We start from the raw sequence: 25,670 nt of genomic DNA on the forward strand, positions 1-25,670 counted from the left end.
GCCATCATCGCCCGCCGTACAGCCACGGCAGGTCCAGCAGCCGCTCGCCGGCGGCCCGCATCGAGAGGTTGCGCGCCCAGCGCAGTGCGCCATCCGCATGGAAGATCCAGCCGTTGCGGCGCGAGCGCGCCTGCACCCGGGCGCAGCGCTGCCAGCGGTCCAGCGCGTAGCGGCGCAGGCAGGTCGCCACGTCGAGCACGCGGCCGTCGCAGGCGGCCAGCACCTTCTGCAGCGCGAAGGCATCCTCCAGCGCCATGCCGGCGCCCTGCGCGAGGTAGGGCCGCATCGGATGGGCCGCGTCTCCGAGCAGGGCGGCGCGGCCGCGCGCCATCGCGTCCTCGCTGCGCAGCGGCGGCCGGTCGTGCACCGGCCACAGGCGCCAGTGCGGCACCGCCTCCACCAGCGCCTGCAACTCGCCGCAGGATGCGCGCGCCACGGAGCGCAAGGCGTCGGCACCCGCGGCCTGGTCCCATCCAGCCTCGGCCCGGCCTTCGATGAAGGCGACGATGTTCAGCGCCTCGCCGTCCCGCACCGGGTAGCGCACCAGGTGCATGCGCGGGCCCAGCCAGGCCTGCACGTCGGGCAGCCGCAGCGAGGCGGGCACCTGGGCCATCGGCAGCATCGCGCGGTAGGCCACGTGCCCGCTGGCGGGGGCCGGCCCGTCGCCGACCAGTTGGCCGCGCAGCGCGCTCCACACGCCGTCGGCCACGGCCAGGGCGTCGGCCTCGACCCTGGTGCCGCCGTCGAGGTCGGCCTGCGCCAGGTCGCCGTCGACGCGCGCGCGGGCGATCGCGACGCCGGCATGCAGGTGGGCGCCGGCCTCGGCCGCGGCGTCCACCAGCGCCGCGTGCAGGTCGGCGCGGTGCAGGGTCAGGTAGGGCGCCCCGTAGCGCTCGCGAGCGGCGGTGCCCAGGCGCAAGGTGCCCAGCTCACGGCCATCGACCGCATCTCGCACCGACAGCCGCGGCGGCTCGTAGGGCCGCAGCACCGCGCGGTCCAGCAGGCGCCACTCGCGCAGGATGCGGGTCGCATTGGGTCCCAGCTGCAGGCCGGCACCGGCCTCGGTGAAGGCCGCGGCCTTCTCGAACACGCGCACCTCCCAGCCCGCCGCGCGCGCGCCGACCGCGGCGGCCAGCCCCGCGATGCCGCCGCCCGCCACCAGGATGTCGTGTGCCATCGCGGCGCATTGTGCCGCGCGTGCGCGACTTCAGGCCGCGCGCGATCCCATGAGCAGCGCGAGCAGCTGGGCGTCGCCCGGGCGGCCCTCGACCTCGGAGACGGCCAGACCCGTTCGATTGCGCAGGAACCCCGCCACGAAGGAGCCCACGTCGGGCGACTCGGCCACCAGCTCGATGGCCGGGCGCAGGTCCGCACGGCCCAGGAAGGCGGCCACGCCCACCGCCAGTTCCATGGCGCGCGTCTCCTGGGTGCCCACCAGCAGGGTGAGGCGGCCCGCGTGGCGCAGCGACTCGTGCACCAGCGGGTGCGCGAACGCCCGCCGCGAGACGGCCAGCACGCGCAGCAGCGCCGCCGGAAGCGGCAGGTCCAGGTAGGCCGCGCCCACGTCTCTCGAGCCGGGTCGCGCGCCGGCGAAGCGGCGGTACACCAGGGGATGGTCGAACCGGTCGGCGAGCCGGCGGGCGACCTCGATGGAGCGCTGGCCGTCCGACGCCAGCACCGCCACGCGCTGCGGGATCAGCAGCGGCCGCGCGCCGGCCAGCGTGCACGGCTCGCTGAACGCGCGCCACACCTGCTGCGGCTGCAGCTGGGGCGCCGCGGCGGCGATGGCCTCGATGCGCTCGGCGAAGCGCTCCGGCTTCTCCGGCCACTGGGTGATGCTCAGGGCGAGCGGCTCGGCCAGTGTGCGAGGCCCCACGCTGCGGTGGATGAGCCGGGGCGTTCCGTAACGCTGCCGCCGCTGCGAAGGCTGCAGGGCCGCCTGCACCGCGGCCTGCGGCCCCTCCTGCCAGAGCACGAACCAGCCGCCCACGTGCAGGACCGCGCCGCTCAGGCCCGGCACGCCGGCCGACCCGTGGACGCGGCGGCGTGCGGCGAACAGCCCGTCCATCGCCGAACCCTGCACCTGGGCCGGCGCCACCCGCACGATGCGCGTGACGGGCTCGGGGCCCGCCAGGTAGACCATGTCCTCGTCCCCCAGGTCCAGGGCCAGGGTGGAGGCGAAGTCCTCGTCGGTGGTGTCGTCGCGGGTCAAGCGGGGGTCCAGGAAGGCAAACAAAAGCCCGCCAGGGGCGGGCAACAGAAGTTTACGAGCTGATTATTCAAGTTTGAAGAAATTGGGTCCAATGCATTAACCGCTCGAAGGCGATGCGCCCGCTGCATCCATGAACATCCGAAGGCTCCACCACCTCGTCGTCCTGGCGGACGAAGGCAGCTTTCGCCGCGCGGCGGAGAAGGTGCACCTGAGCCAGCCGGCCTTCAGCCGCAGCATCCAGGCCGCCGAGGCGGAGCTCGGCCTCAAGCTGTTCGACCGCGGGCCGCTGGAGGCCAAGGCCACGCCCGCCGGCGCCTTCGTGGTCGAGCGGGCGCGCCGCCTGCTGCAGCAGACCCGCAACCTGGAACGCGACGTCTCGCTCTACCGCGAGCATGCGGTCGGCACCTTCGGCTTCGGCTGCGGGCCCTTCGCCGCGGCGCTGCTGGTGCCGGCGCTGCTGGCCGACCTGAGGCGGCGTTATCCCGACGTGGCCGTCTGCGTGAACGTCGGCGGCCCGCAGCACCTGATGGCCGCCGTGCGCAGCGAGGAGCAGGACTTCTTCGTGGCCGACACGGCCGACGTGCCGGCCGACGGCGTGTTCCGCATCGAGCGCATCGGCCGCGTGCCGGTGGGCGCGTACGTGCGCCAGGGCCATCCGCTGCTCGGCCGCCGCAACCTGCCCGCGGCCGACCTGCTGCCCTTCGGCCTGGCGGGCACCCCCTTGCCGCGCGAGACGGCAGCCCGCCTGTTCAAGGCGATGGGCGTGGCGCCCGACGGCAAGCTGCCGATGGCAGTCGAATGCGCGGACATCCACCTGCTGCAGCGCATCGCGCTGGACAGCGACACCGTGGTCATCGGCAACGCGGACCTGCTGGCCGAGCCCCTGCGCCGCAAGCAGATCCACGAGGTCGTGCCGGCCGACCTGCCGCGGCAGCACTGGCCGCTGGGCATCGTCAGCCTGGAAGGCCGCACGCCCTCGCCGGTGGCGGCGTACGCGATGAAGTTCCTGGCCCAGGCCGCCAAGGCCCGGGCCGCCGCCCGTTAGCGCGCGCGCTCAGGCGGCCAGGAGCTGCCGCAGCACGAACGGCAGGATGCCGCCGTGCCGGTAGTACTGCACCTCGATGGCGGTGTCGATGCGCAGCGTGACGGTGACCTCCTGCGTGCGGCCATCGGTGCGGCGCACCACCACCTTGGCGTCGCTCTGCGGCCGCAGCGTCGGGTCGGGGATCACGTCGACCAGCTCCGAGCCGTCCAGCCCCAGCGTCTGCCAGCTGTCGGCGCCCTTGAACTGCAGCGGCAGCACGCCCATGCCCACCAGGTTGCTGCGGTGGATGCGCTCGAAGCTGCGCGCCACCACGGCCTTGATGCCCAGCAGCTGCGTGCCCTTGGCGGCCCAGTCGCGCGAGGAGCCGGTGCCGTACTCCTCGCCGGCGAAGATCACCGTCGGGCGGCCCTCGTCCATGTACTTCATGGCGGCGTCGAAGATGAACATCTTCTCCGCGCGCCCCTGCGCGTCGCGGTGGAGCGTGAGCCCGCCCTCCTCGCGCGAGCCGTCCGCCAGCGCGGGGATCATCAGGTTCTTGATGCGCACGTTGGCGAAGGTGCCGCGCATCATCACGTCGTGGTTGCCGCGGCGCGCGCCGTAGCTGTTGAAGTCCGGCTTCATCACGCCGTGCGCGAGCAGCCACTTGCCGGCCGGCGAGCTCTCCTTGATGGAGCCGGCGGGCGAGATGTGGTCGGTGGTGATCGAGTCGCCGAACAGCGCCATGATCCGCGCGTTGCGCACCGCGACGTCCTGCTTCGGGTCGTTGGCCGGCGGCTGCGGATCGAAGGTGGTGAACAGCGGCGGCTCGGCGATGTAGGTGCTGGTCGGCCAGGCATAGGTCTCGCCGGAGACGCCGCGGATGCCCTTCCACAGCTCGCCGGGCTCGGCCTTGACCTTCTCGTAGTTGCGCCGGTAGGCGTCGCCGTCCATGGCGTGCTTCATCAGGCGGTGGATCTCGTCGCTCGACGGCCAGATGTCGCCCAGCCACACGTCCTTGCCGCCATGGCCCTTGCCGACCGGCTGGGTCATCAGGTCGGTGAGCACGGTGCCGGCGATGGCGTACGCCACCACCAGCGGCGGGCTGGCCAGGAAGTTGGCCTTGATGTTGGGGTGGATGCGCGCCTCGAAGTTGCGGTTGCCCGAGAGCACGGCGCAGCACACCAGGTCGCTCTTGCTGATCGCCTCGTTGATCTCGGGCGCCAGGTCGCCGGAGTTGCCGATGCAGGTGGTGCAGCCGTAGCCGGCGACGTTGAAGCCCAGCTGCTCCAGGTAGGGCAGCAGCCCGGACTTGGTGAGGTACTCGGTGACGATGCGCGAGCCGGGCGCCAGCGAGGTCTTGATGTGCGGCTGCACCTTCAGCCCCGCCTCCACCGCCTTCTTGGCCAGCAGGCCGGCGGCCAGCAGCACGCCGGGGTTGGAGGTGTTGGTGCAGCTGGTGATGGCGGCGATCAGGATGTCGCCGTTGCCGATGGTGATCTGCTGCGGCGTGGCCGGCGCGGACGGCGCCTCGGACTGAGCCGACGCCAGCGTCGGCTTGTTGTATTCCATCTCGGTCTCGGACACGAGCGCCGCCGGCTTCAGCGGCGGGTTGGACGGCACCCTGGGGTCGGGCACCTCGCCGCCGGCGTGCAGCAGGTGGCGCGACTGCAGCGTCTCGGCCTGCTTGTTGAAGCCGTTCTCGGTGGCCGACTTGCTGAACAGGGTGGTGAACTGCCTCGATACGTTGCCCAGCTCGATGCGGTCCTGCGGCCGCTTGGGCCCGGACAGGCTGGGCGTGACCTCGCCCAGGTCCAGCTTCACCACCTGCGAATAGTCCACCTCGCCCGCCAGCGGGATGCCGAACAGGCCCTGGGCGCGGAAGTAGGCTTCCAGCGCGTCGATCTCGTCCTTGGTCCGGCCGGTGCCGCGGTAGTACTCGATGGTCTTCTCGTCCACCGGGAAGAAGCCCATGGTGGCGCCGTACTCGGGCGCCATGTTGCCGATGGTGGCGCGGTCCGGCACGGCCAGCGTGCGGGTGCCCTCGCCGAAGAACTCGACGAACTTGCCCACCACCTTGTGCTTGCGCAGCAGCTCGGTGACGTGCAGCACCAGGTCGGTGGCGGTGCAGCCCTCGCGCATGCGGCCGGTGAACTCGAAGCCCACCACGTCGGGCGTGAGCATGTAGACCGGCTGGCCCAGCATGGCGGCCTCGGCCTCGATGCCGCCCACGCCCCAGCCGACAACGCCCACGCCGTTGATCATGGTGGTGTGGCTGTCGGTGCCCACCAGCGAGTCGGGGTAGTACACGCCCTGCGGGGTGCTGTGCACGCCGCGCGCCAGGTACTCCAGGTTGACCTGGTGGACGATGCCGAAGCCCGGCGGCACCACGCCGAAGGTCTTGAAGGCCTGCATGCCCCACTTCATGAATTCGTAGCGCTCGCGGTTGCGCTGGAATTCCAGCTTCATGTTGAGGTCGAGCGCGTCCTTGGTGCCGTAGTGGTCGACCATGACCGAGTGGTCCACCACCAGGTCCACGGGCACCAGGGGCTCGATGCTGCTGGGGTCGCGGCCCAGCCGCGCCGCAGTGCTGCGCATCGCGGCCAGGTCGGCCAGCAGGGGCACGCCGGTGAAGTCCTGCAGCACCACCCGCGCCACCACGAAGGGGATCTCCTCGGTGCGCGGCCCGGTGGCCGACCAGTTGGCGACCTCGCGCACGTGCTCGGCCGTGACCTTGAGGCCATCGCAGTTGCGCAGCACCGACTCCAGCACGATGCGCATGGAGACCGGCAGGCGCCGGACCTTGGGGAACTCTTCCGCGAGCGCGGGCAGCGAGTAGAAGCTGCCGGTCTTGCGGCCGAACTTGAAGCTCTTCAGGGTGTGGGCATACGCGTGGGGCATCGAGTCCTCCTGCCGTGATGAGTTCTTGGGAGTGGAGCAGGGCCTGCTCGGGGCAAGCATTGTGCCGCCGGCCGCGGCAGCATGGGGGCGGCAGGGTTGCCGTCGCCCCTGCCGTCATTCCCGCGGAGGCGGCAATTCAGTGCGTCCGCTTTCGCGGACTGCCGCAAGCACTGGATCCCCGCCTTCGCGGGGATGACGAATGTGGAGGCCGTGCGCTCAGGCGGGCAGGTAGCGCACGGCGAGCACGCCGTCGATCGCGCGGATGGCCGAGAGCACGTCCTCGCCCACCGGGCTGTCCACGTCCACCAGCGTGTAGGCCATCTCGCCGCGCGACTTGTTGACCATGTTGTGGATGTTCAGGCCTGCCTGCGCCATGGCGGTGGAGATCTGGCCCACCATGTTCGGCACGTTGGCGTTGGCGATGCCCACCCGGTAGTTCGATTCGCGCGCCATGGTCACCGCGGGGAAGTTGACCGCGTTGGCGACGTTGCCGTGTTCCAGGTAGTCGCGCAGCTGGTCGGCCACCATCACCGCGCAGTTGTCCTCCGCCTCGCGGGTGGACGCGCCCAGGTGCGGCAGCGCCACCACCTTGGGATGGCGCAGGATGGTGCCGTGCGGGAAGTCGCAGACGTAGCGGCCCAGCGGCCCCGAGTCCAGCGCCCGCAGCACCGCGGCCGCATCGACCACGCCGTCGCGCGAGAAATTGAGCAGCACCGCGCCGGGCTTCATCAGCCGCAGGTTGTCGGCGTTCACCAGGTGGCGCGTGGCGTCCACCAGCGGCACGTGCAGGGAGACGAACTGCGCGCCCCTGAGCACCTCGGCCACGCTGGCCGCCTTGCGCACCTGCGAGGGCAGGCTCCAGGCGGCGTCGACCGTGATCTCCGGGTCGTGCCCGAGCACGTTCATCCCCAGCTGGATGGCGGCATGCGCCACCAGGCAGCCGACCTTGCCCAGGCCGATCACGCCCAGCGTCTGGCCGGCCAGCTCGAAGCCGGCGAAGGCCTTCTTGCCGTTCTCCACCTGCTCGTCCAGGTCGGGCGCCGAGGCTTCCAGCGTGTCGACGAAGCGCAGCGCGCCCGAGAGGTTGCGCGCGGCCATCAGCATGCCGGCGAGCACCAGTTCCTTGACCGCGTTGGCGTTGGCGCCGGGCGCGTTGAACACCGGCACGCCGCGGTGGCTCATCGCCTTGACCGGAATGTTGTTGGTGCCGGCGCCGGCGCGGGCGATCGCCTGCACGCTGGCCGGGATCTCCATGCCGTGCATGTCGGCCGAGCGCACCAGCACGGCGTCGGGCTCGGTGACGGCCTTGCCCACCTCGTAGCGTCCGGCCGGCAGCCGCTGCAGGCCCAGCTCGGAGACCGAATTGAGCACCAGGACCCGGAACGGCCCGCGCGCGCTAGCCATGCTGCTTCTCGAATTCCTGCATGTAGGCGACCAGCGCCTTCACGCCTTCGACCGACATGGCGTTGTAGATCGACGCCCGCATGCCGCCCACCGAGCGGTGGCCCTTGAGCTGGATCATGCCGCGCGCCTGCGCGCCCTTGAGGAAGGCCTCGTCCAGCGCATCGTCCTTGAGCTTGAAGGGCACGTTCATCAGCGAGCGGTCTTCCTTGGCCACCGGGTTGCGGTAGAAGCTGCTGGCGTCCAGGTAGTCGTACAGGATGCGGGCCTTGGACCGGTTGTGCTCCTCCATCGCGGCCAGGCCGCCATGCGCCTTCACGTGCTTGTAGACCAGCCCGGCGATGTAGATCGCGTAGGTGGGCGGCGTGTTGTACATGGAGTCATTCTCGGCCTGCAGCTGGTAGTTGAAGGCCGAAGGCGTGGTGGGCAGGGCGTGGCCGAGCAGGTCGTCGCGCACGATGACCACGGTGACGCCCGAGGGCCCCATGTTCTTCTGCGCGCCGGCGTAGATCAGGCCGTAGCGGCTGACGTCGATCGGCCGCGAAAGGATGTTGGAGGACATGTCGGCCACCAGCGGCACGCTGCCGGTGTCGGGCGTCCAGTGGTATTCGACGCCGCCGATGGTCTCGTTGGAGCAGATGTGGACGTAGGCGGCCTTGGGGTCGAGCTTCCACTCGGACTGCCTGGGGATGGCGGTGAAGTGGCTGGCCTCGCCGGTGGCGGCGATGTTGACCTTGCCGAAGTTCCTGGCTTCCTTGACGGACTTCTTGGACCAGTCGCCGGTGACCACGTAGTCGGCGCTGCCGCCGCGGCCGATCAGGTTGAGCGGCACGATGGCGTTCTCGCCGATCGCGCCGCCCTGCATGAACAGCACCTTGTAGTTGGTCGGGATGGCCATCAGCTCGCGCAGCGTGGCCTCGGCTTCGGCGTGGATGCCGACGAACTCCTTGCCGCGGTGGCTCATCTCCATCACCGACATCCCGCTGCCGTGCCAGTCGAGCATCTCGTCGGCGGCCTGGCGCAGGACGGCTTCGGGCAGGGTGGCGGGACCGGGGCTGAAGTTGAAGACGCGGGTCATGGAGGCTTTCTCGGAGCTGTAGCAAAAAAGGGAGTGGGACAGCATACAAGAAGGCCCCCGGGCCCTGCCGGCGTCAGCCCAATGCCGCGCGGGCGCCCACGGCGCCGCGCCGCAAACCCATCCACTGCAGGTCGGCCAGCACCAGCACCGCGGCGGCCTGCACGGCGATCCAGGCGATGCCCGGCGTGGCGGGCTGCAGCGTGAAGACGGCGATGGCGCAGCCGATCGCCCAGGCGACGTTGCCGATGGCGAACAGCGCCACCCACTTGCGCGGCGGCACTTCGCGCGTCGCGGTCCAGGCCGCCAGCAGCGCATAGGCGACCAGGAACACGCCGGTGTCCAGCAGCAGCCCCTGCGGCAGGCCGAACAGGCGCGACAGCGCATCGAGCGCGGCCAGCTGCAGCGTGCCCGTGGCCAGGCAGGAGGCCGCGTCGGCCCAGAGCACGGCGCGCAGGAAACGGGGGGAAGAAGCGAAGGTCGTCATGGCAGGCTCACTAGGGGTGTTGGACAGGCTTCGCATCGTGGTCGCGCGGTTGCGCAGCGTCCATGACGTCCCAGGTCATGGAAGCCACGCCGGCAACGCATAGCATTCGCGCATGAGCTCCATCGCCGCGCTCCCCCGCCACGCCGCCCCGCAGCCCTTCGGCGCCCACCTGCGCCACTGGCGCCAGCACCGCCGCCTCTCGCAGCAAGGACTGGCCGAAGAGGCCGAGATCTCGACCCGGCACCTCAGCTTCGTGGAGACGGGGCGCGCCCTGCCCAGCCGCGAAATGGTGCTGCGCCTGGCCGAACGGCTGGACGTGCCGTTGCGCGAGCGCAATGCCATGCTGGTGGCGGCCGGCTATGCGCCGATGTACCGCGAGCGGCCGCTGGACGACCCCGCCCTGTCGCCCGCGCGCGAGGCGGTGGAGCTGATCCTGCGGGCCCACGAACCCAACCCCGCGCTGGCGGTGGACCGCCACTGGAACCTGGTGGCCGGCAACCGCATGCTGCCGCACCTGATGGCCGGCGCCGACGCGCAGCTGGTGCAGGGCCGGGTGAACGTGCTGCGGCTCAGCCTGCACCCGCAGGGCCTGGCGCCGCGCATCGTGAACCTGGGGCAGTGGCGCGACCACCTGTTCGAGCGCCTGCGCCAGCAGGTGCAGGCCACGGGCGACGCGACGCTCGCCTCGCTGCTGGAGGAACTGCGGGCCTATCCCGTGCCGGGGGACGCGCACGACACGCGGCTGGAAGGCGAGCACGTCGGCGTGGCGCTGCCCCTGCGCTTCCGCACGCTGGACGGGCAGGTCCTGAGCTTCATCAGCACCACCACCGTTTTCGGCACGGCGGTGGACGTGACGGTCCAGGAGCTGACGCTGGAGACCTTCTTCCCGCTGGACGCGGTGACGGCCGACGCCCTGCGGCGGGTGGCCGCGGGCCTCTAGAAGCGGGGGCGGTTCCTCAGCTCGCGGCGGCCGGCCGCGGCTCGGCGTCCGCCGGCGGGCCGCCGGCCTGGATCTGCATCTCGAAGGCGCGCAGGCGCTTGTAGACCGACATCAGTTCCACGATGGTGCTCCAGCTGAGCACCAGGAACTGGAAGGCGCTTTCCACCCGGCCGAAGGCGCGCACGATCTGCTGCATCACGCCCAGCGTGACCGCGCCGCCCACCAGGGTGGGGCCCAGCGCCACGTAGGGCACCAGCACGCCGACCTGCAGGTAGGACCACTTGGCCACGTCGAAGTACAGGTAGTGGAAGAACAGGGTGAAGTAGTTGCGACGCACATTGCCGAACAGGCGCCCCACCTCGGGCGGCTGCGCGCGGTCGGGGTGGTCCTCGCCGTAGACCAGCTCCTTGCGGTAGGCCGCCTCCACCCGCTGGTTCTGGAACTGCAGGCCGGGCAGCTTGATGCCGACCAGGGCCAGCAGCAGCGTGCCGCCCAGCGCGAAGCCGATCGCCACCCACACCAGCGAGTAGTGCACCGGCCCGATGAAGGGCAGCTCGGTGACCTTGGCCGACAGCCCGGCCAGGATGGGCAGGAAGGCGAACAGCACCATCAGGCTGCGCATGAACTCGATGCCCAGGCCTTCCATGATGGAGGCGAAGCGCATCGTGTCCTCCTGCACGCGCTGCGCCGCGCCCTCGATGTGGCGCAGCTTGTCCCAGTGCGCCATGTAGTAGTCGTTCATCGCCTGGCGCCAGCGGAAGACGTAGTGCTTGATGAAGAAATCGAGCACCACGGCCACCAGCACGAAGATCATCGCGATGTGCAGGAAGGTGGACAGCTGGTCCCAGTACTCCTCGATGGTGATGCTGCCCGGCTTGGACAGGGCCTTCTGCACCACGTCGTAGAAGGTGCCGAACCACTCGTTGATCCGCACGTCCAGCTGCACCCGGTACCAGGTGGCCAGCAGGATGAGCGCGGTGCCGGCCAGCGACCAGTGCATCCACTGGCGCGACAGGAAGAAGGACTTGAACATTCTGGCTTTTCCTCGGGTTCCAGGGTCGGCAGATGCTAACCGGTGGCCCCGGGGGCCAGCGGGCTGTCAGCGCCGGCGCACAGCCGTCTGCGGACCGTTCCGACTGCGATGGCCGGGCCGCGGCGGCCAAACTGGCCGCAACGCCACCCGAGCAGAAGGACCCCATGAGCAAGGACAAGACCCCCCACGACCGCCTGTGGGAAATGATCAAGGACATCCGCTTCGGCATGCTGACCCACCGGCATCCCGAAGGCGGCCTGCACGCGCATCCGCTGACCACTCAGAACAAGGGGCTGGGCGAGAAGGCGATCCTGTACTTCTTCGTCTCGCGCCGCTCCGAGGTCGGCCAGCGCCTGCGCACCGACGGCAACGTCAACGTGTCGTACTCGGACACCCACAAGGACATCTACGTCTCCATCACCGGCCACGCCGTGGTGAGCGAGGACCTGGACGCCAAGAAGCGGCTGTTCAATACCATCGCCAAGGCCTGGTTCCCGGGCGGCGCGGAAGACCCCGACCTGGAGCTGGTGGAGGTGCACGTCACCCATGCCGAGTACTGGGACGTGAAGGAGAGCAAGGTGACCCAGCTGCTCAAGATGACCGCCGCCGCGATCAGCGGCGAGCGGCCCCAGCTGGGCGAGCACAAGGAAGTGGCGATCTAGTCGCCTCCACTCTCGTCATCCCCGCGAAGGCGGGGATCCAGTGCTTCCATCTGGCGCTTCGATGAAGGCGCAAGCCCTGGATTCCCGCCTCCGCGGGAATGACGGAGAAGAAAAAAAACGGCCCCGCAGGGCCGTTTTTTCTGACGCGGCTGGCTTTACGCCGGCACCGTGTCCGCCATCTTCCTGAAGTCCTCGATCCGGTCGAAGTTCATGTACTGGTAGATCTGGTCGCCGCTGGCGTTGAGCACGCCCATGTCGGCCATGTACTCCTCGCGGCTGGGGATGCGGCCCAGGCGCGAGCAAATGGCGGCCAGTTCGGCCGAGCCCAGGTACACGTTGGTGTTCTTGCCCAGCCGGTTGGGGAAGTTGCGCGTGCTGGTGGACATCACCGTCGCGCCCTCGCGCACCTGCGCCTGGTTGCCCATGCACAGCGAGCAGCCGGGCATCTCCATGCGGGCGCCCGCGGTGCCCAGCACGCCGTAGTGCCCTTCCTCGGTGAGCTGCTTCTGGTCCATCTTGGTCGGCGGGGCCACCCACAGCTTGACCGGGATGTCCCGCTTGCCTTCCAGCAGCTTGGACGCCGCGCGGAAGTGGCCGATGTTGGTCATGCACGAGCCGATGAACACCTCGTCGATCTTGGCGCCGGCCACGTCGGACAGCGTCTTGACGTCGTCCGGGTCGTTCGGGCAGGCCACGATGGGCTCGCCGATCTCGGCCAGGTCGATCTCGATCACGGCGGCGTACTCGGCGTCGGCGTCGGCCTGGAGCAGCTTGGGGTCCTTCAGCCAGGCTTCCTGCGCGGCGATGCGGCGCGACAGCGTGCGGGCGTCGGCGTAGCCATTGGCGATCATCCAGCGCATCAGGGTGATGTTGCTCTGGATGTACTCCATGATGGGCTCCTTGTTCAGGTGCACCGTGCAGGCCGCGGCCGAGCGCTCGGCGGAGGCGTCGGACAGCTCGAAGGCCTGTTCCACCTTCAGGTCGGGCAGGCCCTCGATCTCCAGGATGCGACCCGAGAAGATGTTCGTCTTGCCGGCCTTGGCCACCGTCAGCAGGCCCTGCTTGATGGCGTACAGCGGGATCGCATTGACCAGGTCGCGCAGCGTCACGCCGGGCTGCATCTTGCCCTTGAAGCGCACCAGCACGCTCTCGGGCATGTCCAGCGGCATCACGCCGGTGGCGGCGGCGAAGGCCACCAGGCCGGAGCCGGCCGGGAAGCTGATGCCGATCGGGAAACGCGTGTGCGAATCGCCGCCCGTGCCCACCGTGTCGGGCAGCAGGAAGCGGTTGAGCCAGCTGTGGATCACGCCGTCACCGGGACGCAGCGACACGCCGCCACGGGTGGAGATGAACTCGGGCAGCTCGTGGTGGGTCTTGACGTCCACCGGCTTCGGGTACGCGGCGGTGTGGCAGAACGACTGCATCACCAGGTCGGCCGAGAAGCCCAGGCAGGCCAGGTCCTTGAGCTCGTCGCGCGTCATCGGGCCGGTGGTGTCCTGCGACCCCACCGACGTCATCTTCGGCTCGCAGTACGTGCCGGGGCGGATGCCCCTGCCTTCCGGCATGCCGCAGGCGCGGCCGACCATCTTCTGGGCCAGCGTGAAGCCCTTGCCCGTGTCCTGGGGCGCCTGGGGCAGGCGGAACAGCGTGGAGGCGGGCAGGCCCAGCGCCTCGCGCGCCTTGGCCGTCAGGCCGCGGCCGACGATCAGCGGGATGCGGCCACCGGCGCGCACCTCGTCGAACAGCACGTCGCTCTTGACCTTGAATTGCGCGACCACCTGGCCGTTCTTCAGGGCCTTGCCCTCGTAGGGGCGCAGCTCGATGGTGTCGCCCATCTCCAGGCTGGAGACGTCCAGCTCGATCGGCAGCGCGCCTGCGTCTTCCATGGTGTTGTAGAAGATCGGCGCGATCTTGCCGCCCAGGCAGACGCCGCCGAAGCGCTTGTTCGGCACGAACGGGATGTCCTCGCCGGTCCACCACAGCACGCTGTTGGTGGCCGACTTGCGCGAGGAGCCGGTGCCCACCACGTCGCCCACGTAGGCGATGAGGTTGCCCTTGGCCTTGAGTTCCTGCAGCAGCTTGATCGGGCCGCGCTTGCCCTCTTCTTCCGGCACGATGCCCGGGCGCGGATTCTTCAGCATGGCCAGCGCGTGCAGCGGGATGTCGGGGCGGCTCCACGCATCGGGCGCGGGCGACAGGTCGTCGGTGTTGGTCTCGCCGGTGACCTTGAAGACCGTGAGGGTCATCGAGGGGGGCACCTCGGGGCGCGAGGTGAACCACTCGGCGTCGGCCCAGCTCTGAAGGACCGCCTTGGCGTTGGCGTTGCCCCTGTCGGCCTTTTCCTTGACGTCGTGGAACTGGTCGAACATCAGCAGCGTCTTCTTGAGCGCCGCGGCCGCGACGGTGCCGACTTCGGCGTCGTCCAGCAGGTCGATCAGCGGGCTGATGTTGTAGCCGCCCAGCATGGTGCCCAGCAGCTCGGTGGCCTTGGCCCGGCTGATGATCATGCACTTCTCGGTGCCATGCGCCACGGCGGCCAGGTAGCTGGCCTTGACCTTGGCGGCGTCGTCCACGCCGGCCGGCACGCGATGGGTGATCAGGTCCAGCAGGAAGTCGGCTTCCGAGGCCGACGGGTTCTTCAGCAGCTCGACCAGTTCGGCCGTCTGTTTGGCCGTCAGCGGCAGCGGCGGGATGCCGAGGGCCGCGCGTTCGGCCACGTGGGACACATAGGCTTGCAGCATGGGTTTCTCTCCGTCTTCTTGAGCGTGGGTCGTCAATTGGTGGTGGCCGGCCTGGCGGAGCCCGGTGCGGAGCTCGTGGCCGGCGCGGACGCGGGCGAGGCCGGGACGGACCCCGAGGCCGGGAACGTCACGGTGGCGGACTCGGGACCGGCCGGGGCAGCGGGCGCCGAAGCGGGCGTGCCGGGCGGCTGCGCGGCGGCGGAAGCGGCGGCAGGCGTCGGCGCGTCCAGGATGCTGGGACGCGGATTGCGCTTGAGCTCCTCGGCGAAGGTGAGCTGCTGCGGGCTCTGGCACTCGTCGGCCAGGCGGCGGCCCAGCTTCTGGCTCATGAGCATGGACTTGTTGCCCAGCTGCAGCCACATGGCGCCGCGCTTGGGGTCTTCGAGGCGGATGGCGCCGGTGCGGCTTTCCACCGGGTGCATCAGGAAGCGGTAGCCGGTGGTGGTGACCACGAACAGCCCGTCGCGGCGCGCCGCGCGGACCTTGACCGAGGCGCCCAGCTCGCAGGGGATGTCGCCCACGTGCACCTGCTTGGCCACTTCGAGGTCGGCGTCGGTGAGCTTGACGTTGGGGTCGTCGTCGATGGGCGTGACCTCCTCGACCGCCTTCTGGGCGGACCGCGCCAGCCGCGGCTTGGCGCCGGAGGCCGCCTGGGCGGCGGGCTTGGCGGCCGGCTTGGCCGCGGCCGCGGGGGCCGGCTTCTTCTCGGCCGGCGCGGTCGATTGCGCCTGCGCCGGCAGGGCCACGGCGATCAACAGCGCCGCGGCGGACATCAGGGGGGCTCGCATGGAAGTCTCCAAAGGGTCATGCGCCCGCGCCGGCGAACCAGCGCTGGGCTTGCGCCGGCAAGCGGCTCGTGGTGCGGTGGGCGCGCTCGAGCACCTGCCAGAAAAAGCGGTAGCTGGCGCGGTCGTGCAGCTTGCCGTCGACGCTGATCGGCGCCCAGGCGGCCTGCTCGGCCTTCTCGATGATGCGCACCGCCTGCGCGATCTCGTCCTGGCTGGGCGCCAGCGCCTCCAGGATGGGACGGATCTGGTCGGGGTGGATGCTCCACATGCGGGTGAAGCCGAACTCCGCGCTGGCGCGGCGGGCGGCCGCGCGCATGGCTTCGCGGTCCTGGAACTCGGTGATCACGCTGTGCGAAGGCACCTTGCCGTGCGCGTGGCAGGCCGAGGCGATCTCCAGCTTGGCGCGCACCACCAGCGGGTGGGTGAACTGGCCCTGCACGCCCATGCCGTGCTCGGGGATGGCGCCGCCGTGCGCCGAGACGAAGTCCATCAGCCCGAAGCTGAGCGACTGGATGCGGGGATGGGCCGCGATCTCGAAGGCGCGGTGCACCGCGGCGGGCGACTCGATCAGCGCGTGCAGCGGCAGGTGCGGGGCACGGGCCTCGTCCAACGCGCGCGAGGCCATCTCGACGTCGGCGAGCGACTCCACCTTGGGCAGCATCACGTGCGCCAGGCGCGAGCCGGCGCGGCCCACGATGGCCTGCACGTCCTGCCCGAAGGCGGGATGGTCGACCGGGTGGACGCGGACCGCGACGCGGGCCTGCGGGTCGGCGGCCAGCGCCAGCTCGGTCACCAGGGCCGCGTGCTCCGCCTCGCCCCCGACCGGCGCGCCGTCCTCGCAGTCGAGCGTGACGTCGAACACGCAGGCGCCGAACTCGCGCGTCATCTCGGCCTGCAGCTGCAGGCTCTTGCGCATGCGCGACTCGACGCCGCTGTAGTGGTCGCAGACCGGCAGCGAGCCGGTCTGCTGCGCCTGCGCGCCCAGCAGGACTTCGCGCGGGTGCGCGGCCGGGGAAGACTTCAAAGCAGGTGCGAGACGCCGGCCTGCTCTTCCTGGAGCTCCTTGAGCGTCTTGTTGATGCGTTCCTGGCTGAAGGCGTCGATCTCGAGGCCCTTGACGATCTCGTACTTGCCGTTGGCCGTGGTGACCGGGAAGCCGAACATCACGTCCTTGGGGATGCCGTAGTCGCCGTTGGAGGGCACGCCCATGGTGACCCACTTGCCGTTGGAGCCCAGGGCCCAGTCGCGCATGTGGTCGATGGCGGCGTTGGCGGCCGAGGCGGCCGAGGACAGGCCGCGCGCCTCGATGATGGCGGCGCCGCGCTTGCCCACGGTGGGCAGGAACACGTCGGCGTTCCAGACCTGGTCGTTGATCAGGTCCTTGACGTTCTTGCCGTTCACCGTGGCGAAGCGGTAGTCGGCGTACATGGTGGGCGAGTGGTTGCCCCACACCGTCAGCTTCTCGATGTCGCCGACCCGGGTGCCGGTCTTGGCGGCGACCTGCGACAGCGCGCGGTTGTGGTCCAGGCGGAGCATGGCGGTGAAGTTCTCGCGCGGCAGCGAGGGCGCGCTCTTCATCGCGATGTAGGCGTTGGTGTTGGCCGGGTTGCCGACCACCAGCACCTTGACGTTGCGGCTGGCGACCTTGTCCAGCGCCTTGCCCTGGGCCGTGAAGATCTGGGCGTTGGCGGCCAGCAGGTCGGCACGCTCCATGCCGGGGCCGCGCGGGCGGGCGCCGACCAGCAGGGCGTAGTCGGTGTCCTTGAAGCCGGTGGCGGGATCGCCGTGGGCCTCCATGCCGGCCAGCAGCGGGAAGGCGCAGTCCTCGAGCTCCATCATCACGCCCTTGAGCGCCTTCTGGGCCTTCTCGTCGGGGATCTCCAGCAGCTGCAGGATCACCGGCTGGTCCTTGCCCAGCATCTCGCCGGAGGCGATCCGGAACAGCAGGGCGTAACCGATCTGGCCGGCGGCGCCTGTGACGGCGACGCGAACGGGCTTCTTGCTCATGGAGGTTCTCCGAAAGTGGGTTAAGCGATGGGTCGCGCGGGCAGCGCGTGGGCCGGAAGGCGAGCGGCGGAGGCTCTTCGGACCGGCGCAACCGTTGGGCAGGGCCCGGGCGGGAGCAGGGCGCGAGTGTACCCGCCCGGACGTGGCCGGTCAATTTGTCTTATGTCTTATATAAGATATGATGGGCCTTGCCGAAAGCTGACGACCCATGCCCGCCCTGCCCCCCTTCGACGACACCGCGGCCGACGCCGCGCCGGTGCAGGCCGCGCCCTCGTTCAGCCCGCTCTACCAGCAGATCAAGGCGCTGATCCTGCAGAGCCTGCAGGGGGGTGAATGGAAGCCGGGCGAGGCCATCCCCAGCGAGATGGACCTGGCCGCGCGCTTTCGTGTCAGCCAGGGGACGGTGCGCAAGGCCATCGACGAGCTGGCGGCCGAGAACCTGCTGGTGCGCCGCCAGGGCAAGGGCACCTTCGTGGCCACGCATGCCGAGCAGCACGTGCAGTACCGCTTCCTGCGGCTGGTGCCCGACAGCGGCGAGCGCGACCCGCAGGGCGCGGCCGACCGCGCGATCCTGGAGTGCCGCCGCACCCGCGCCTCGGCCGAGGTGGCGCGCGCGCTGGGCCTGCGCACCTCCGACGCGGTGGTGCAGGTGCGGCGCGTGCTCACGTTCGCCGGCGTGCCCACCATCCTGGAGGACATCTGGCTGCCCGGTGTCGCCTTCAAGGGCCTCACCGCCGAGCAGATGGCCGACTTCCAGGGCCCGACCTACGCGATGTTCGAGCTGGAGTTCGGCGTGCGCATGGTGCGCGCCGAGGAGAAGATCCGTGCCGTCGCCGCCGACGAGCAGCAGGCGCAGCTGCTGCAGGTGGCGCCAGGGATGCCGCTGTTGAGCGTGGAGCGCATCGCCTACACGTACAACGACGTGCCGATGGAGCTGCGTCGCGGCCTCTACCGCACCGACGACCGGCACTACCGCAACGAGTTGAACTGAGCCCCGCCCATCGGGAAACCGCGCCGCGTTTCCCGAGTGGAGGTTTCAGGTTGTTGCGTTGCAATAGAATTTTGGGCTGTCCGCGCAATTGCGGACACATCGCGCCCCACCTCCAGAAAGCCCATCCCCCATGACAGTTGCCCAGAAGCAGCGGCCGGAATTCAGGAACATCAACGCGTTTCGGGACCTTCCCTCCTACCGCCTGCCGGCGCCGGGCTGGGTCTCCATCCTGCATCGCGTCAGCGGCGTGCTGATGTTCGTGCTGCTGCCCTTCATCATCTGGATGTTCGACACCTCGGTGTCGTCCGAACTCTCCTTCGCGCGTTTCCGCGCCGCCTTCAACGCCGGGCTGGGCTTCGTGCCCGGCTGGTTCGTCAAGCTGGTCGCGCTGTCGCTGATCTGGGCCTACCTGCACCACTTCATCGCCGGCGTGCGCCACGTCTGGATGGACGTGAGCCACGCCGCCACCACCAAGGCGTTCGGCACCCTGTCGGCCAAGGTGACGCTGGCGCTGAGCATCGCGCTCACCGTCGTCCTCGGCCTGAAGCTGTTCGGCGTCTACTGATCCCCGGGAACAAGAAACATGGCAGTCAACTACGGATCCCGCCGCACCGTCGTCGGTGCGCACTACGGCATGCGCGACTGGCTCAGCCAGCGCGTGACGGCCGTCCTGATGGCGGTGTTCACCGTCATCGTGCTGGCGCAGCTCATCTTCTCGCGCGGGCCGATCGGCTACGACCAGTGGGCCGGCATCTTCGCCAGCCAGTGGATGAAGGTGCTGACCTTCTCCGTCATCGCGGGCCTGCTCTGGCACGTCTGGGTCGGGATGCGCGACGTGCTCATGGACTACGTCAAGCCGGTCTGGATGCGCCTGGTCCTGCAGGTGTTCGTCATCGTCTGGCTCACCGGCTGCGCCGGCTGGGCCGTCCAGGTGCTCTGGAGGGTCTGACAAAGTGGCATACAGCAACAAGAACATCACCCGGCGCCGTTTCGACGTCGTCATCGTCGGCGCCGGCGGCTCCGGCATGCGCGCCTCGCTCCAGCTGGCGCGCGCCGGCCTGAACGTGGCCGTGCTCTCCAAGGTCTTCCCGACCCGCTCGCACACCGTGGCCGCCCAGGGCGGCATCGGCGCGTCGCTGGGCAACATGTCCGAGGACAACTGGCACTACCACTTCTACGACACCGTCAAGGGCTCCGACTGGCTCGGCGACCAGGACGCGATCGAGTTCATGTGCCGCGAAGCGCCCAAGGTCGTCTACGACCTGGAGCACATGGGCATGCCGTTCGACCGCAATCCCGACGGCACGATCTACCAGCGCCCGTTCGGCGGCCACACCGCCAACTACGGCGAGAAGCCGGTGCAGCGCGCCTGCGCCGCGGCCGACCGCACCGGCCACGCCATGCTGCACACGCTGTACCAGCAGAACGTGAAGGCCCGCACCAGCTTCTTCGTCGAGTGGATGGCCCTGGACCTGATCCGCGACGCCGACGGCGACGTGGTGGGCGTCACCGCGCTGGAGATGGAGACGGGCGACCTGCACATCCTGGAAGCCAAGACCACGCTGCTGGCCACCGGCGGCGCCGGCCGCATCTTCGCGGCCTCCACCAACGCCTTCATCAACACCGGCGACGGCCTGGGCATGGCGGCGCGCGCCGGCATCCCGCTGGAGGACATGGAGTTCTGGCAGTTCCACCCGACCGGCGTGGCCGGCGCGGGCGTGCTGCTCACCGAGGGCTGCCGCGGTGAAGGCGCCATCCTGCTCAACAGCAACGGCGAGCGCTTCATGGAGCGCTACGCGCCCACGCTGAAGGACCTGGCGCCGCGCGACTTCGTCTCCCGGTCGATGGACCAGGAGATCAAGGAAGGCCGCGGCTGCGGCCCCAACAAGGACTACGTGCTGCTCAAGCTCGACCACCTGGGGGCCGACACCATCCACAAGCGGCTGCCCTCGGTGTACGAGATCGGCGTCAACTTCGCCAACGTCGACATCACCAAGGAGCCGATCCCGGTGGTGCCCACCATCCACTACCAGATGGGCGGCATCCCGACCAACGTCCACGGCCAGGTGGTGGTGCAGACCGCCGACAGCCACGCGGCGGTGGTCAACGGCCTGTATGCGGTGGGCGAATGCTCCTGCGTGAGCGTGCACGGCGCCAACCGCCTGGGCACCAACTCGCTGCTGGACCTGCTGGTGTTCGGCCGCGCGGCCGGCAACCACATCGTCGATTTCGCCAAGGGCAACCAGTCGCACAAGCCGCTGCCCTCGGGCGCGGCCGACCTCACGCTGGAGCGCCTGGCCCGCCTGGACTCAGTCGGCTCGGGCGAGTACGCGCAGGACGTGGCCAACGACATCCGCGCCGCGATGCAGCAGCACGCCGGCGTGTTCCGCACCCAGGCGAGCATGGACGAGGGCGTGCGCAAGATCGCCGCCATCCGCGAGCGCGTCGGCGCGGTCGCGCTGAAGGACAAGTCGATGGTGTTCAACACCGCCCGCGTGGAAGCGCTGGAGGTGGAGAACCTGATCGAATGCGCCCAGGCCACCATGGTGTCGGCCGCGGCCCGCAGGGAATGCCGCGGCGCCCACACGGTCAGCGACTACGAGCGCCCGGCCGACGACCCGGTGGCGCCGCTGGGCCGCGACGATGCCAACTGGATGAAGCACACCCTGTGGCACAGCAGCAGCAACAGCCTGACCTACAAGCCGGTCAACCTCAAGCCGCTCACCGTCGACTCCGTGCCGCCCAAGGTGCGCACCTTCTGACGGGCTCTCCTACGTAGTTCCACGGCGACGCGAAGCTCCTACATTCCTCGAACGACATGCAAAACCGCACTTTCCAGATCTACCGCTACGACCCGGACAAGGACGCCAAGCCGTACATGCAGACGGTCGAGATCACGCTCGACGGCAACGAGCGCATGCTGCTCGACGCGCTGATGAAGCTCAAGGCGCAGGACCCCACGCTGTCGTTCCGGCGCTCCTGCCGCGAAGGCGTTTGCGGCTCGGACGCGATGAACATCAACGGCAAGAACGGCCTGGCCTGCCTGACCAACATGCTCACGCTGAAGGGCCCGATCGTCCTGAAGCCCCTGCCCGGCCTGCCGGTGGTCCGCGACCTGATCGTGGACATGACCGACTTCTTCAAGCAGTACCACTCGATCAAGCCCTACCTGGTCAACGACAGCATCCCGCCCGAGAAGGAGCGCCTGCAGTCGCCCGAGGAGCGCGAGGAGCTCGACGGCCTGTACGAGTGCATCCTGTGCGCCAGCTGCTCGACCAGCTGCCCCAGCTTCTGGTGGAACCCGGACAAGTTCGTCGGCCCGGCCGGCCTGCTGCAGGCCTACCGCTTCATCGCCGACAGCCGCGACCAGGCCACCGCCGAGCGCCTGGACAACCTGGAAGACCCGTACCGGCTGTTCCGCTGCCACACGATCATGAACTGCACCGACGTGTGCCCCAAGGGCCTGAACCCGACGGCGGCGATCGGCAAGATCAAGGAACTGATGGTCCGTCGGGCCGTCTGATCCGCGATGGGCGAAGTCCCGCTCGACGAGCACGAGGTCGGCAAGCTGCGCTGGCGTTGCCGCCGCGGCCTGCTGGAGAACGACCTGTTCCTCGAGCGTTTCTTCGCCCGGCACGGCGCCGTGCTCACCCCACGGCAGGGCCAGCTGCTCGAGGAGCTGATGCAGCTGGCCGACAATGACCTGATGGACCTGCTGATGCGCCGGCAAGAGCCCGCCGGCGAGCTGGACCGCCCCGAGATGAAGCAGCTCGTGGAGCTGTTGCGCAGCCGCTGAGGCGCCCCCCGATTGATCTCCAAGGAAACCGCATGAAACCCGCCGACAACAAAGCCACCCTGTCGTTCTCGAACGGCAGCCCCAGCGTCGAGCTGCCCGTCTACCAGGGCAGCATCGGTCCGGACGTGATCGACATTCGCAAGCTGTACGCGCAGACCGGCATGTTCACGTACGACCCGGGTTTCATGTCCACGGCTTCCTGCCAGTCGACCATCACCTACATCGACGGCGACAAGGGCGAACTGCTGTACCGCGGCTACCCGATCGAGCAGCTGGCCACCCAGTGCGACTTCCTGGAGACCTGCCACCTCCTGCTGTACGGCGAGCTGCCGGACGAGAAGCAGAAGAAGGAGTTCGTCTCGCGCGTGACCAACCACACGATGGTCAACGAGCAGATGCAGTTCTTCCTGCGGGGCTTCCGCCGCGACGCACACCCGATGGCGGTGATGACCGGCCTGGTGGGCGCCCTGTCGGCCTTCTATCACGACAGCACGGACATCAATAACCCCGAGCACCGCGAGATCTCGGCGATCCGCCTGATCGCCAAGATGCCCACGCTGGTGTCCATGGCGTACAAGTACGCCGCCGGCCAGCCCTACATCTACCCGAAGAACTCGCTGTCCTACACCGCGAACTTCATGCGCATGATGTTCGCCACGCCGTGCGAGGAGTACGAGCCCAACGACGTGCTGGTGCGCGCGATGGACCGCATCTTCATCCTGCACGCCGACCACGAGCAGAACGCCTCGACCTCCACCGTGCGCCTGTGCGGCAGCTCGGGCACCAACCCGTTCGCGGCCATCGCCGCGGGCGTGGCCTGCCTGTGGGGTCCGGCGCACGGCGGCGCCAACGAGGCGGCGCTGAACATGCTGGAGGACATCCAGCGCGCGGGTGGCGTCGACAAGATCGGCGAGTTCATCAAGCAGGTGAAGGACAAGAATTCCGGCATCAAGCTGATGGGCTTCGGCCACCGCGTGTACAAGAACTACGACCCGCGCGCCAAGCTGATGCGCGAGACCTGCCACGAGGTGCTGAACGAGCTGGGGCTGGAGAACGATCCCATGTTCAAGCTGGCCATGTCGCTGGAGAAGATCGCGCTGGAAGACGAGTACTTCGTCTCGCGCAAGCTCTACCCGAACGTGGACTTCTACTCGGGCATCGTGCAGCGCGCCATCGGCATCCCGGTGTCGCTGTTCACCGCCATCTTCGCGCTGGCCCGCACGGTGGGCTGGATCGCCCAGCTCAACGAGATGATCGGCGACCCCGAGTACAAGATCGGCCGTCCGCGCCAGCTGTTCACGGGCGCCACCAAGCGCGACGTCAAGCCGATCGCGCAGCGCTGAATCGCACCGGCCGGGCTTTGGCCCGGCTGCAACGCAAAGGCCGCGCAAGCGGCCTTTTTGCTTGGCGGGCCTCGAGGCGCCATGACGGCGCAAGGGCGTAGCCCTGCAGTTCGCAGCACCCTTACGGAGGAACGCGTAAGCCCTGGGCCGATAAAATCCCATCCTTCAGCTGGAAAGCACGCCATGGCACGCACCCTCTACGACAAGATCTGGGACGAGCACGTCGTCCACACCGAGGAAGACGGCACGGCCATCCTCTACATCGACCGCCACCTGGTGCACGAGGTGACGAGCCCGCAGGCCTTCGAGGGCCTGCGCGAGACCGGCCGCAAGGTGTGGCGCATCAGCTCGGTGGTCGCCACCGCGGACCACAACACACCCACCACGGGCTGGGAGCGCGGCTACGACGGCATCGAGGATCCGATCAGCAAGGAGCAGATCACCACGCTCGATCGCAACATGTCGGAGTTCGGCAGCGCGGCCTACTTCCCGTTCCTGTCCAAGCGCCAGGGCATCGTGCACGTGATCGGCCCCGAGCAGGGCGCCACCCTGCCCGGCATGACGGTGGTCTGCGGCGACTCGCACACCTCCACCCACGGCGCCTTCGGCGCGCTGGCCCACGGCATCGGCACCAGCGAGGTGGAGCACGTGCTCGCCACGCAGACGCTGCTGGCCAAGAAGGCGAAGAACCTGCTGGTCCGCGTCGACGGCCAGCTCGGGCGCGGCGTGACGGCCAAGGACATCGTGCTGGCCATCATCGGCCGCATCGGCACCGCCGGCGGCACCGGCTACACCATCGAGTTCGGCGGCTCGGCGATCCGCGCGCTGACGATGGAAGGCCGCATGACGGTCTGCAACATGGCCATCGAGGCCGGCGCGCGCGCCGGCCTGGTCGCCGTGGACGAGAAGACCATCGAATACGTCCGGGGCCGCCCGCTCGCGCCCACCGGCGTGGAGTGGGAGCAGGCGGTCGCCTACTGGCGCACCCTGCACTCCGACCCCGATGCGAAGTTCGATGCCGTGGTGGAACTCGACGCTTCGCAGATCGTTCCGCAGGTCACCTGGGGCACCTCGCCCGAGATGGTGCTGGGCGTGGACGGCCGCGTGCCCGACCCCGACAAGGAGAAGGACGCCAACCGGCGCGGCGCCATCGAGCGCGCGCTCACCTACATGGGCCTGGAGCCGGGCAAGCCGATCAACGACATCTTCGTGGACAAGGTGTTCATCGGCTCCTGCACCAACAGCCGCATCGAGGACATGCGCGAGGCCGCGGCCGTGGTCAAGAAGCTGGGCCAGAAGGTGGCCGGCAACGTGAAGCTGGCGATGGTGGTTCCGGGGTCCGGCGTGGTGAAGGAGCAGGCCGAGCGCGAGGGGCTGCACGAGATCTTCAAGGCCGCGGGCTTCGACTGGCGCGAGCCGGGCTGCTCCATGTGCCTGGCCATGAACGCCGACCGGCTGGAGCCGGGCGAGCGCTGCGCCTCCACCAGCAACCGCAACTTCGAAGGCCGGCAGGGCGCCGGCGGCCGCACCCACCTGGTGAGCCCGGCGATGGCCGCCGCCGCCGCGGTGCATGGCCACTTCGTCGACGTCCGCCAGTTCGCCTAAGGAGCCCCCCCGTGAAGCCCTTCACCGTGCACAAGGGGATCGTGGCCCCGATCGACCGCGAGAACGTCGACACCGACGCCATCATTCCCAAGCAGTTCCTCAAGTCGATCCGCAAGACGGGCTTCGGCCCCAACCTGTTCGACGAGTGGCGCTACCTCGATCCCGGCTACCCCGGGCAGGACCCCAACACCCGCAAGCCCAACCCGGACTTCGTGCTGAACCAGCCGCGCTACAAGGGCGCCTCGGTCTTGCTGGCGCGCAAGAACTTCGGCTGCGGCTCCTCGCGCGAGCACGCGCCGTGGGCGCTGGAGCAGTACGGCTTCCGGCCGCTGATCGCACCCAGCTTCGCCGACATCTTCTTCAACAACAGCTTCAAGAACGGGCTGCTGCCCATCGTTCTGCCCGAGGCCACGGTGGCCAAGCTGTTCGACGAGGTGTACGCGTTCCCGGGCTACGAACTCACGATCGACCTGGACCGGCAGGTGGTCACCACGCCCAGCGGCGAATCCATCGCCTTCGACGTGCAGCCCTTCCGCAAGTACTGCCTGCTCAACGGCCTGGACGACATCGGCCTGACGCTGCGGCAGACGGACAAGATCAAGGCCTTCGAGGCCGAGCGCCTGGCCACCAAGCCCTGGCTGGCCCACACCCTGAACGGATAGGAACC

Annotated in this window: 23 protein-coding genes; 12 read left to right on the plus strand and 11 right to left on the minus strand. The window is 69.4% G+C overall.

Going from position 1 to position 25,670, the window contains the following annotated elements; translation table 11 throughout:
* Window positions 1-4 precede the first annotated feature (4 nt).
* Window positions 5-1,177: an FAD-dependent monooxygenase gene (locus tag ASG30_RS18845; RefSeq protein WP_055900452.1), complete on the minus strand. Its 1,173-nt coding sequence runs from the start codon at window positions 1,175-1,177 to the stop codon at window positions 5-7.
* A gap of 30 nt (window positions 1,178-1,207) precedes the next feature.
* Window positions 1,208-2,212: a hypothetical protein gene (locus tag ASG30_RS18850; protein WP_055900455.1), complete on the minus strand. Its 1,005-nt coding sequence runs from the start codon at window positions 2,210-2,212 to the stop codon at window positions 1,208-1,210.
* A gap of 130 nt (window positions 2,213-2,342) precedes the next feature.
* Between ASG30_RS18850 and ASG30_RS18855 the strand changes: the two genes are divergently transcribed.
* Entirely contained in the window at window positions 2,343-3,257 is a 915-nt protein-coding gene (locus tag ASG30_RS18855; protein WP_055900458.1) for a LysR family transcriptional regulator, read from the plus strand.
* A gap of 9 nt (window positions 3,258-3,266) precedes the next feature.
* Here the strand turns inward: ASG30_RS18855 and acnA are convergent, their stop codons facing one another.
* The 4 genes from acnA to ASG30_RS18875 all read right to left on the minus strand — a co-directional run bounded on the left by acnA (window position 3,267) and on the right by ASG30_RS18875 (window position 9,097).
* On the minus strand, window positions 3,267-6,134 hold the full coding sequence (gene acnA / locus ASG30_RS18860) for an aconitate hydratase (protein ID WP_055900460.1): 2,868 nt from the start codon (window positions 6,132-6,134) through the stop codon (window positions 3,267-3,269).
* A 216-nt stretch (window positions 6,135-6,350) separates the two neighbouring features.
* A complete protein-coding gene (locus ASG30_RS18865) occupies window positions 6,351-7,538 on the minus strand; it encodes a phosphoglycerate dehydrogenase (RefSeq protein ID WP_055900463.1) in 1,188 nt (395 codons plus the stop codon).
* A complete protein-coding gene (gene serC / locus ASG30_RS18870; protein WP_055900466.1) occupies window positions 7,531-8,613 on the minus strand; it encodes a 3-phosphoserine/phosphohydroxythreonine transaminase in 1,083 nt (360 codons plus the stop codon). Before serC ends, ASG30_RS18865 begins: the two co-directional genes overlap by 8 nt.
* Before the next feature lie 73 nt (window positions 8,614-8,686).
* On the minus strand, window positions 8,687-9,097 hold the full coding sequence (locus ASG30_RS18875) for a hypothetical protein (protein ID WP_055900469.1): 411 nt from the start codon (window positions 9,095-9,097) through the stop codon (window positions 8,687-8,689).
* 112 nt (window positions 9,098-9,209) lie between these two features.
* Here ASG30_RS18875 and ASG30_RS18880 point away from each other — a divergent pair, with 112 nt between their 5' ends.
* Window positions 9,210-10,037: a helix-turn-helix domain-containing protein gene (locus tag ASG30_RS18880; protein ID WP_055900472.1), complete on the plus strand. Its 828-nt coding sequence runs from the start codon at window positions 9,210-9,212 to the stop codon at window positions 10,035-10,037.
* Window positions 10,038-10,053: 16 nt separating this feature from the next.
* Here the strand turns inward: ASG30_RS18880 and sbmA are convergent, their stop codons facing one another.
* On the minus strand, window positions 10,054-11,070 hold the full coding sequence (sbmA, locus tag ASG30_RS18885; protein WP_055900475.1) for a peptide antibiotic transporter SbmA: 1,017 nt from the start codon (window positions 11,068-11,070) through the stop codon (window positions 10,054-10,056).
* A gap of 164 nt (window positions 11,071-11,234) precedes the next feature.
* On the opposite strand from sbmA, the gene ASG30_RS18890 reads away from it, so the two are divergent.
* Complete coding sequence (locus ASG30_RS18890; RefSeq protein ID WP_055900478.1) at window positions 11,235-11,732, plus strand: pyridoxamine 5'-phosphate oxidase family protein; 498 nt, start codon at window positions 11,235-11,237, stop codon at window positions 11,730-11,732.
* Between the two features lie 155 nt (window positions 11,733-11,887).
* Here ASG30_RS18890 and ASG30_RS18895 read toward each other — a convergent pair whose 3' ends face one another.
* Genes ASG30_RS18895 through ASG30_RS18910 form a run of 4 tightly spaced genes read right to left on the minus strand, consistent with a single transcriptional unit; the run spans window position 11,888 to window position 17,268 of the window.
* Window positions 11,888-14,473, minus strand: coding sequence for a bifunctional aconitate hydratase 2/2-methylisocitrate dehydratase (locus ASG30_RS18895; protein ID WP_055900481.1), 2,586 nt, complete (start codon window positions 14,471-14,473; stop codon window positions 11,888-11,890).
* A gap of 32 nt (window positions 14,474-14,505) precedes the next feature.
* On the minus strand, window positions 14,506-15,261 hold the full coding sequence (locus tag ASG30_RS18900) for a hypothetical protein (RefSeq protein WP_327212936.1): 756 nt from the start codon (window positions 15,259-15,261) through the stop codon (window positions 14,506-14,508).
* Between the two features lie 16 nt (window positions 15,262-15,277).
* Window positions 15,278-16,285 carry an HpcH/HpaI aldolase/citrate lyase family protein gene (locus ASG30_RS18905; protein ID WP_055900483.1) on the minus strand — a complete coding sequence of 336 codons (1,008 nt, stop codon included), beginning with the start codon at window positions 16,283-16,285 and terminating at the stop codon, window positions 15,278-15,280.
* On the minus strand, window positions 16,282-17,268 hold the full coding sequence (locus ASG30_RS18910; protein WP_055900486.1) for a malate dehydrogenase: 987 nt from the start codon (window positions 17,266-17,268) through the stop codon (window positions 16,282-16,284). The genes ASG30_RS18905 and ASG30_RS18910 overlap by 4 nt, the downstream gene beginning before the upstream one ends.
* 208 nt (window positions 17,269-17,476) lie before the next feature.
* Between ASG30_RS18910 and ASG30_RS18915 the strand changes: the two genes are divergently transcribed.
* The 9 genes from ASG30_RS18915 (at window position 17,477) to leuD (ending at window position 25,665) form a co-directional block, all read left to right on the plus strand.
* A complete protein-coding gene (locus tag ASG30_RS18915) occupies window positions 17,477-18,259 on the plus strand; it encodes a GntR family transcriptional regulator (protein ID WP_055900488.1) in 783 nt (260 codons plus the stop codon).
* A 130-nt stretch (window positions 18,260-18,389) separates the two neighbouring features.
* Window positions 18,390-18,824: a succinate dehydrogenase, cytochrome b556 subunit gene (gene sdhC / locus ASG30_RS18920; RefSeq protein ID WP_055900491.1), complete on the plus strand. Its 435-nt coding sequence runs from the start codon at window positions 18,390-18,392 to the stop codon at window positions 18,822-18,824.
* A gap of 18 nt (window positions 18,825-18,842) precedes the next feature.
* Entirely contained in the window at window positions 18,843-19,208 is a 366-nt protein-coding gene (gene sdhD / locus ASG30_RS18925; protein WP_055900494.1) for a succinate dehydrogenase, hydrophobic membrane anchor protein, read from the plus strand.
* Window positions 19,209-19,284: 76 nt separating this feature from the next.
* The gene (gene sdhA / locus ASG30_RS18930) at window positions 19,285-21,021 is read left to right on the plus strand and encodes a succinate dehydrogenase flavoprotein subunit (RefSeq protein ID WP_442965696.1); all 1,737 of its coding nucleotides are present in this window, start codon (window positions 19,285-19,287) and stop codon (window positions 21,019-21,021) included.
* 56 nt (window positions 21,022-21,077) lie between these two features.
* Window positions 21,078-21,782: a succinate dehydrogenase iron-sulfur subunit gene (locus ASG30_RS18935; protein ID WP_055900500.1), complete on the plus strand. Its 705-nt coding sequence runs from the start codon at window positions 21,078-21,080 to the stop codon at window positions 21,780-21,782.
* 6 nt (window positions 21,783-21,788) lie between these two features.
* A complete protein-coding gene (locus ASG30_RS18940) occupies window positions 21,789-22,055 on the plus strand; it encodes an FAD assembly factor SdhE (protein ID WP_055900505.1) in 267 nt (88 codons plus the stop codon).
* A gap of 32 nt (window positions 22,056-22,087) precedes the next feature.
* A complete protein-coding gene (gltA, locus tag ASG30_RS18945; protein WP_055900508.1) occupies window positions 22,088-23,398 on the plus strand; it encodes a citrate synthase in 1,311 nt (436 codons plus the stop codon).
* Between the two features lie 183 nt (window positions 23,399-23,581).
* Window positions 23,582-25,003, plus strand: a complete 1,422-nt coding sequence (gene leuC, locus ASG30_RS18950) for a 3-isopropylmalate dehydratase large subunit (RefSeq protein ID WP_055900511.1) — start codon at window positions 23,582-23,584, stop codon at window positions 25,001-25,003.
* Window positions 25,004-25,014: 11 nt separating this feature from the next.
* Window positions 25,015-25,665, plus strand: a complete 651-nt coding sequence (leuD, locus tag ASG30_RS18955) for a 3-isopropylmalate dehydratase small subunit (RefSeq protein ID WP_055900515.1) — start codon at window positions 25,015-25,017, stop codon at window positions 25,663-25,665.
* Window positions 25,666-25,670: the final 5 nt, after the last annotated feature.

The organism is Ramlibacter sp. Leaf400 (genome assembly GCF_001424545.1).
Taxonomy (GTDB): domain Bacteria; phylum Pseudomonadota; class Gammaproteobacteria; order Burkholderiales; family Burkholderiaceae_C; genus Ramlibacter.